Below are 7,838 nucleotides of genomic sequence, written 5' to 3'. Positions count from 1 at the left end.
TGGTTGGTATGTGGCTAATGCTGCGCTGAGTTTTTGGATTTCTTGCCATAGCTCTACTATCAAGGCTTCTTTTGCCTCGTTCGATAGTTGCTTGATTGTCGGGGAGTTTTTCCATTCCTTTATCTAATGTCTATCTCGTCTTCTTGTCAAGGGGGTTGAGCAATTACCCTAATTTTTTATAAACACATATAGCGGTTATCAAAAAAGTGAGGTATGCCCTAGGCCCACCCTTCGACTTCGCTCTTCGGGCAAGATGCCCGGTTTGGCCTATGCCCTATCAAATAGATGTGCGATTAATCGGTACAGCTTCCGGAGATATTCTTGCTACAGCTAAATCAGTAGGAGAAGCGGATCAAAGCGATTCCAATTTTTCTGTCCGAGGTATTGGTGGTAATTCCGGCAGTAGCAATGAAGACGGACTTTTGAGCGCGGCAGTTGATAAAGCGGTATCCCAAATGGTGACTAAACTGGCAGAAGTATTCAAAAAATTGCCGTAAAATAATCATACCAAGTTCGGTTAAAAAATTCGACATTCCTCAAGATGTCAGGATGGGAAAGACGAAGTTGTATCCTTTCTTAGAAAGATGAGCTGCTAGGAGTGGGCATAGGGCATCGGGCATAGGGCATCGGGCTATCCTCACCACGCTTGAGAACCGCTATACCCCAGAAACCTGGTTTCTCTAACAACCATCAGTTGACAGTTATCTAACTGTAAAAAAACCAGATTAGGAGTGTGTATTTCACAAACCCGGAATACGCTGTATGTCAGCGAAAAATAACAGACAGTGCCTCAACAAGTGGATGTTTCATCTCTCTCTTCTCTTCCTCTGTGTTCTCTGCGCCCTCTGCGGTTAAATAATTCCGATTCAACCGGAAACGATATCAGCCCAAAAAACATCCTCAACTATTGAGGGTGACAAAAAGTTTTTCCGAACAGATTCGGATTATTGCCAATCGCCGAAATCTTGATTGAGAAACTCGTGCATTCTCTGCCAAACTCGCTCCAGCAAATCTGGCGCGCTAACATCAAACCATTCAATTTCAGGATAAGCTCGAAACCAAGTTCGCTGTCTCTTGGCAAATTGCCTCGTGTGCAAAATTGTTAATTCCTTAGCTTGATTCAGAGTAATCTCGCCAGCCAAATATTGTTTAATTTCCTGATAGCCCAGCGTGTTCAATAAAGGCAATTCGCAGCCGTATTTTTTAGACAAAAATTCTACTTCACTCACCCAACCGCGTTCTAACATTTGTTCGGTGCGCTGTTTGATGCGATCGCCCAAAATATCAATATCACAATCCAACCCTATTTGTAAAATAGGATAATTCGGAGGAATTTCGCCCTGCTGTTCCGAAATCGAGCGCCCGGTGACATAAAATACTTCCAGCGCCCTTAAGGTTCTGAAGGAATCATTCAGGTGAATTTTCTCCGCTGCAGAGCGATCGACCTGCTGCAAGATCGCGTAACATTGAGATTGTCCTAGTTCCGCAAGTTGCGATCGCAATTGGGGCATCGGTGCAACCCTCGGAATTTTCAAACCCCTGACAATCGATTTAATATACAAACCAGTCCCTCCCACCAACAACAGCGGGGGAGAAACCGGAACATCGATATCAGCAATTATTTTTTGAGCTTGCTGCTGGTACTCCGCCAGTGTTAAAGTTTCTGTCGGATCGCAGATATCAATTAAGTGATGCGGTACCAAAGCGCGATCGGTTTTTGTAGGTTTTGCAGTCCCGATGTCAAATTCGCGGTACACTTGACGGGAGTCCGCACTCAAAATTGCCGATCGCAGTCGTGAAGCCAAAGCCAAAGCCACTCCCGACTTCCCCGTCGCCGTCGCCCCACAAATCGTAATTAATCTAAACATAAGCCGTCGCAGATTTCAAAAGCATATTTCATTTCGCTATAAAAACCGTCAAATCCTCTCCCCAACTCTCTTCCTCTCCACTTTCCCTTCTCTCCATCCACTCATTCACCGCGTCGCACCAGGAAAGTCGCGAAGCAATCTCACAACTATTCGCCTCCGTCCCCCTAATAAATTTCCATTTAGAATGCCCTAGCATCGCCATTAACCGTTTTGTGCTATAATTTTAGGAGTTTTTCCATTTTAGAAGCTTTTGGGGCTTTAGACCTCATTATTGGAGCTATTTTGTATGACCAGCAGCTACAGCGCCGACCAGATTCAAGTTCTCGAAGGTCTCGAAGCAGTCCGCAAACGACCCGGGATGTACATCGGTACAACCGGCCCGCGAGGACTCCACCATCTAGTTTACGAGGTTGTGGACAATTCCATCGATGAGGCGCTGGCTGGCCACTGCACTCACATCGAGGTTGACTTCAACGCCGATGGTTCAGTCAGTGTCACAGATGACGGCCGCGGTATTCCCACCGGCATCGTTGCCAAGACTGGCAAATCGGGAATAGAAACAGTAATGACTGTACTGCACGCCGGCGGTAAATTTGGCGGCGGCGGTTACAAGGTTTCTGGAGGATTGCACGGTGTAGGTATTTCGGTTGTAAACGCGCTTTCGGAGTGGGTAAAGGTTACAGTTTGGCGCGACCAAAAAGAACATTTGCAGCGCTACGAAAGAGGCTTTCCAGTCACCGAACTTGACGCAAAGCCCAGCAAAGGAAATCGCACCGGTACTTCAGTTTGTTTCCTGCCAGACACTCAGATATTCAGCACTGGCATTGAGTTCGATTACGCTACGGTTTCCGGACGCTTGCGAGAATTGGCTTATTTGAATGCGGGCGTGAGAATTACGTTTAGCGATCGGCGTTTGGAATTGCTCAAAAGTAGCGAACCGCGCATCGAAACCTATTGTTACGAAGGCGGAATCAAGGAATATATCACCTACATGAACCGCGACAAGCAGCCCCTGCACGAAGAGGTGATCTACGTGCAAGGAGAACGCAACAACGTGCACGTAGAAGTATCTTTGCAGTGGTGCGTCGATGCTTTTAGTGACAACGTTCTCGGTTTTGCTAACAACATTCGGACGATCGACGGCGGTACGCACTTAGAAGGTTTGAAGGCCGTTTTGACGCGGACGATGAATTCGATCGCCCGCAAGCGCAACAAAATCAAAGAAAACGAGCCCAACCTCGCCGGCGAAAACGTCCGCGAAGGTTTGACAGCAGTAATTTCCGTCAAAGTTCCCGATCCAGAATTTGAAGGCCAAACAAAAACAAAACTAGGCAATACAGAAGTTCGGGGAATTGTCGATTCCTTGGTAGGCGAAGTATTGACCGAATATTTAGAATTTCGCCCCCAAGTAGCCGACGCTATTTTGGAAAAAGCAATTCAGGCATTTAAAGCCGCAGAAGCAGCCCGCCGCGCCCGCGATTTAGTCCGCCGCAAATCCGTCTTAGAATCGTCTCCTTTGCCCGGAAAATTAGCGGACTGTAGCTCCAGAGACCCCGCCCTGTCTGAGATATACCTGGTCGAAGGCGATTCAGCCGGGGGCTGTTTTTTTTCATCTCAGCAAATAATATTAGCTGACGGCACTACAAAAACTATCAAAGAGATAGTTGACGAACAAGCAGAAGGCAAAGAACACTTTTGCTACACCATTCGCGAAAGTGGAAACATAGGGTTTGAGCGGATAACTAACGCTCGCATGACTAAAGCAAATGCTGAAGTTGTCAAACTGACATTAGACAATGGCGAGACAATCACTTGTACTCCCGATCATCCGTTCATGTTGCGGGATGGTACCTACAGAGCAGCAGCCATGCTGACACCGGACGATTCCTTAATGCCCCTCAACCGCCAGTTGTCTAAAAAGAACCAAAATGGGCAGGGACTTAACGGTTACGAAATGGTTTGGAACCCCAACAGTGACAAGTGGATTTACAGTCATTTGCTATCGGATTTCTACAACCTGAAACATCAGGTTTATCAAGCATCTGACGGCAATCACCGCCACCATGTTGATTTCAACAAACTCAACAACAATCCGACCAATATTCATCGGATGTCCGCTCAGGCTCACTTGGCTTTACACCGCGCCAATCTTGAGAAAACATTGCACAGGCCAGATGTCATTGAAAAGAGCCGTCAAGCTCACATGACTGATGAATTTCGGGCGATGATGAAAGAGCGGATGCAGCATCCTGAAACCAGACAAATTCTGTCTGAACAGGCAAAAGCTCAGTGGGAAGATGAAGAGTATAAAGCTTACATGACGAGCAAGTGGCGTGAGTTTTACGAGACGAATGAAGCTTATCGCGAGCAAAATAATGAACTGCTCAACCAAGCGCAGCAAGAGTATTGGAGCTCCGAAGAAAACCGTTTGGCTCAGTCGGAACGGGTTCGCAATCATTTTGCTAACAATCCTGAAGCGCGGGAGGCTAATTCGCAATTTGCCAAGGAGCAGTGGAAAGATCCGGAATTGTTGGACTGGCGCCGTGAAAAAACTAAGGAACAGTGGACACCGGAGTTTCGCCGCCAACGCAAAGCTGCTTTGAACGAAACTTACTACCGGAAAACTCTGGAAATGTTGAAGTATGTGGAGTTGCAAAAAGGCTGTATTAATGTAGATTATTACGATGCTTGCCGCCGGACGAAAAAGGATAAGTGTTTGTTGAAGTACCAAACTTTTTGCGATCGCTACTTTGGCGGAGATCAATTGCTGGCTCGCCAAGCTGTTCGCAATTACAACCACCGCGTTGTGTCGATCGAACATTTGGAGGAACGGTACGATGTTTACGACATCGAAGTGCCTAACAGTCACAACTTTGCATTAGCTGCGGGAGTTTTTGTCCACAACAGTGCGAAACAAGGGCGCGATCGCCAATTCCAAGCAATCCTGCCTTTGCGCGGTAAAATTCTCAACATTGAGAAAACCGACGATGCCAAAATCTACAAAAATAACGAAATTCAATCGTTAATTACAGCCCTAGGTTTGGGCATCAAAGGTGAAGAATTCGATCCGGGTCAATTGCGGTATCACCACATCGTAATTATGACTGACGCTGACGTAGATGGTGCTCACATCCGCACGCTGTTGCTGACTTTCTTCTACCGCTATCAGCGGGCACTTGTAGAACAAGGTTACATCTATATTGCTTGTCCTCCTCTCTATAAAGTGGAACGGGGCCGGAATCATTATTATTGTTACAGCGATCGCGAAATGAACAATCTCATCCGCAACGAATTTCCGGCGAATGCTAACTACACCATCCAGCGGTTCAAAGGTTTGGGCGAAATGATGCCGACACAGTTGTGGGATACCACGATGAACCCGGAAACTCGGACGCTGAAAAGGGTGGAAATTGAAGACGCCGCTGAGGCCGATCGCATCTTTACGATCTTAATGGGCGATCGAGTCGCCCCCCGCCGCGAATTTATCGAAACCTACGGCCCCAAACTCAATATGCTCGACTTGGACATTTAAATTAGTCATTAGTCATTAGTCATTAGTCATCAGTCATTAGTTATTAGCTAACAGCCAATGACTGGCGACTGATGACTAAACTTTTTTTGCCCGCGTGATGCCTTCTGCCGTTTGGGGCGATCGGGCATCACGGCCGTTCGATCGCTCTAGATTTTGTTATAAAAATTAATACAATCTCTCATCAAATCGATATAAGGTAAATACTTAGGTAATTTTTAGATTTTTGACCCATCCATCAGCTACCACAAAAATAGAAGGTTGGACAATATAGCATGAGCATCAATTTAGCGACCAAATTGCGTGAGGGAACCAAAAAGTCCCACACTATGGCAGAAAACGTTGGTTTTGTCAAGTGTTTTTTAAAAGGCGTTGTAGAAAAAACTTCTTACCGGAAGTTAGTAGGAAACCTCTACTTTGTCTACTCGGCAATCGAAGAGGAAATGGAACGCCAAAAGCAGCATCCGGTTATTTCAAAAATTTACTTTTCTGAGTTGAATCGCAAACAAAGCTTAGAGCAAGATTTGTTCTACTACTACGGTGCCAATTGGCGCGAACAAGTAGCTCCGTCAGCCGCAGCGAAAGCTTATGTGCAGCGGATTCACGAAATCTCTGCCACAGCACCGGAACTGTTAGTCGCTCATTCTTACACTCGCTACCTCGGCGATTTGTCCGGCGGACAAATCCTGAAGGGAATTGCCCAGCGGGGGATGAATCTTTCCGAGGGAGAAGGCACTGCTTTTTATGAATTCCAGGATATTCCTGATGAAAAAGAGTTTAAGAATAACTACCGTCAGGCAATGAACGAACTGCCGATTGACGAAGCTACAGCAGAGCGAATTGTTGATGAAGCTAATGCAGCTTTTGGCATGAACATGAAAATGTTTATGGAATTAGAAGGCAATTTGATTAAAGCAGTCGGTCAGATGCTGTTCAATACCCTAACGCGGAAGCGCGGCGGCGGCAATACCGAATTGGCTACTGCTGAGTAAGTTAAGGTCTGCAGACGATAATTTTGAACCTCGTTTAAGAGGAAAAATTAAAATCCTGGGGGTTTGATGGCTCGTTTCACAGTCACCAAAGCTCCAGGATTTTGCATTGCGGGCGATTTCCTACAGGATAGTTACCAAAAAGTTGGGTCTAAAACCCCGTCCTTATAGGACGGCTTTAATTACGAGAAGTGTGGAGACTTGTTAAGTATACAGACTTATAGGTAAAAATTTGAGCAAAAGTGATAAACTATTCCAATGATAGTTTTAGAGTTTAAGTTGAAAGGCAAAGCGGAGCAATATCGAATCATCGATGACATGATTCGGACGGCTCAATTTGTCCGAAACAAGGCTCTTAGACATTGGGTAGACAATCAGGGAGTCAAGTTAGTAGACCTGTACAAACAATGCGCCATCATGGCGAAAGAATTTGAAGGGGCAGGCAAGCTTAACTCAATGGCGCGTCAAGCGATGGCCCAACGTGCCATTTTTGCTATTCAACGTTTCTTCGCCAATTGTCAGACCAAAAAGCCAGGGAAAAAAGGATATCCACAATTCAAAAAGCACAGTCGCTCTGTAGAGTACAAGACATCGGGATGGAAGCTTTCTACCGATAAAAGATGCCTGACTTTCACAGATGGTTTTGCCGCTGGAACCTTTAGATTGCTCGGTAGTCGGGACTTGCATTTCTCGGCACCTACGGAGATTAAGCGAATTAGGGTAGTGCGTCGTGCCGACGGCTATTATGCCCAATTCTGCATCAACATCGAACGAAAAGAGGAACCCGTTTCTACTGGTAAAACTATTGGCATAGATGTGGGATTAAACCACTTCTATACTGACAGCGACGGTGAAACAGTTCCTAATCCTCGGTATCTCCGCCAAAGCGAAAAAGCTTTGAAGAGATTGCAGAAGCGAGTTTGTCGGAAAAAGAAAGGCTCCAAAAGCCGGAAAAAAGCAATCAACAAGTTAGGAAGAAAGCACCTAAAGGTTAGTCGGCAGCGCAAAGACTTCGCCATTAAGACGGCATTGTGCGTAGTAAAGTATAACGATTTTGTAGCCTGCGAAGACCTTCAAGTGCGTAATATGGTTAAAAACCATAAACTTGCTAAATCAATTAGTGATGCTGCGTGGTCACAATTTGCTGAATGGTTGGAGTATTTTGGGAAGGTGTACAGCAAAACAGTTATTGCTGTTCCACCACAATACACATCTCAGGAATGCTCAAACTGTGGCAATATTGTTAAGAAAACTTTATCAACCCGAACGCATATTTGCGGTTGCGGAACGATACTAGATCGCGACCACAACGCTGGAAGAAATATTTTAGCAAAGGGTTTGAAAGCCCGTGCAGGAATCAATTTAAATACGGTGGGGCACACCGGAATTCACGCTGGGGGACAGAACGATCTCTACTCGCTGGTGGCGACAAAACAGAGATAAGTTCGACTG

5 protein-coding genes are annotated in these 7,838 nt (G+C 45.8%); 4 read left to right on the top strand and 1 reads right to left on the bottom strand.

What is annotated here, in order from left to right; genetic code table 11:
* The first annotated feature begins 269 nt into the window (after nucleotides 1-269).
* On the top strand, nucleotides 270-497 hold the full coding sequence (locus IQ263_RS18330) for a CsgG/HfaB family protein (RefSeq protein ID WP_228050161.1): 228 nt from the start codon (nucleotides 270-272) through the stop codon (nucleotides 495-497).
* A gap of 447 nt (nucleotides 498-944) precedes the next feature.
* Here IQ263_RS18330 and miaA read toward each other — a convergent pair whose 3' ends face one another.
* Nucleotides 945-1,868 (bottom strand): tRNA (adenosine(37)-N6)-dimethylallyltransferase MiaA, encoded by a 924-nt coding sequence (miaA, locus tag IQ263_RS18325; protein ID WP_194069009.1) that lies wholly within the window; start codon nucleotides 1,866-1,868, stop codon nucleotides 945-947.
* Nucleotides 1,869-2,154: 286 nt separating this feature from the next.
* On the opposite strand from miaA, the gene gyrB reads away from it, so the two are divergent.
* The 3 genes from gyrB (at nucleotide 2,155) to IQ263_RS18310 (ending at nucleotide 7,829) form a co-directional block, all read left to right on the top strand.
* Entirely contained in the window at nucleotides 2,155-5,400 is a 3,246-nt protein-coding gene (gene gyrB / locus IQ263_RS18320; protein ID WP_194069007.1) for a DNA topoisomerase (ATP-hydrolyzing) subunit B, read from the top strand.
* Nucleotides 5,401-5,672: 272 nt separating this feature from the next.
* A complete protein-coding gene (locus tag IQ263_RS18315; protein WP_194069005.1) occupies nucleotides 5,673-6,389 on the top strand; it encodes a biliverdin-producing heme oxygenase in 717 nt (238 codons plus the stop codon).
* Between the two features lie 255 nt (nucleotides 6,390-6,644).
* Complete coding sequence (locus IQ263_RS18310; protein ID WP_194069003.1) at nucleotides 6,645-7,829, top strand: RNA-guided endonuclease InsQ/TnpB family protein; 1,185 nt, start codon at nucleotides 6,645-6,647, stop codon at nucleotides 7,827-7,829.
* Nucleotides 7,830-7,838 lie beyond the last annotated feature (9 nt).

Source organism: Tychonema sp. LEGE 06208 (assembly GCF_015207505.1).
In the GTDB taxonomy this organism is placed as follows: domain Bacteria; phylum Cyanobacteriota; class Cyanobacteriia; order Cyanobacteriales; family Microcoleaceae; genus Microcoleus.
This window is presented reverse-complemented; position numbering and strand designations above follow the sequence as displayed.

What these genes read in the sequence shown, in the direction of transcription:
- IQ263_RS18330 (WP_228050161.1), top strand. Translation starts at nt 270, where the DNA reads ATGCCCTATCAAATAGATGTGCGATTAATCGGTACAGCTTCCGGAGAT.
- miaA (WP_194069009.1), bottom strand. Translation starts at nt 1,868, where the DNA reads ATGTTTAGATTAATTACGATTTGTGGGGCGACGGCGACGGGGAAGTCG.
- gyrB (WP_194069007.1), top strand. Translation starts at nt 2,155, where the DNA reads ATGACCAGCAGCTACAGCGCCGACCAGATTCAAGTTCTCGAAGGTCTC.
- IQ263_RS18315 (WP_194069005.1), top strand. Translation starts at nt 5,673, where the DNA reads ATGAGCATCAATTTAGCGACCAAATTGCGTGAGGGAACCAAAAAGTCC.
- IQ263_RS18310 (WP_194069003.1), top strand. Translation starts at nt 6,645, where the DNA reads ATGATAGTTTTAGAGTTTAAGTTGAAAGGCAAAGCGGAGCAATATCGA.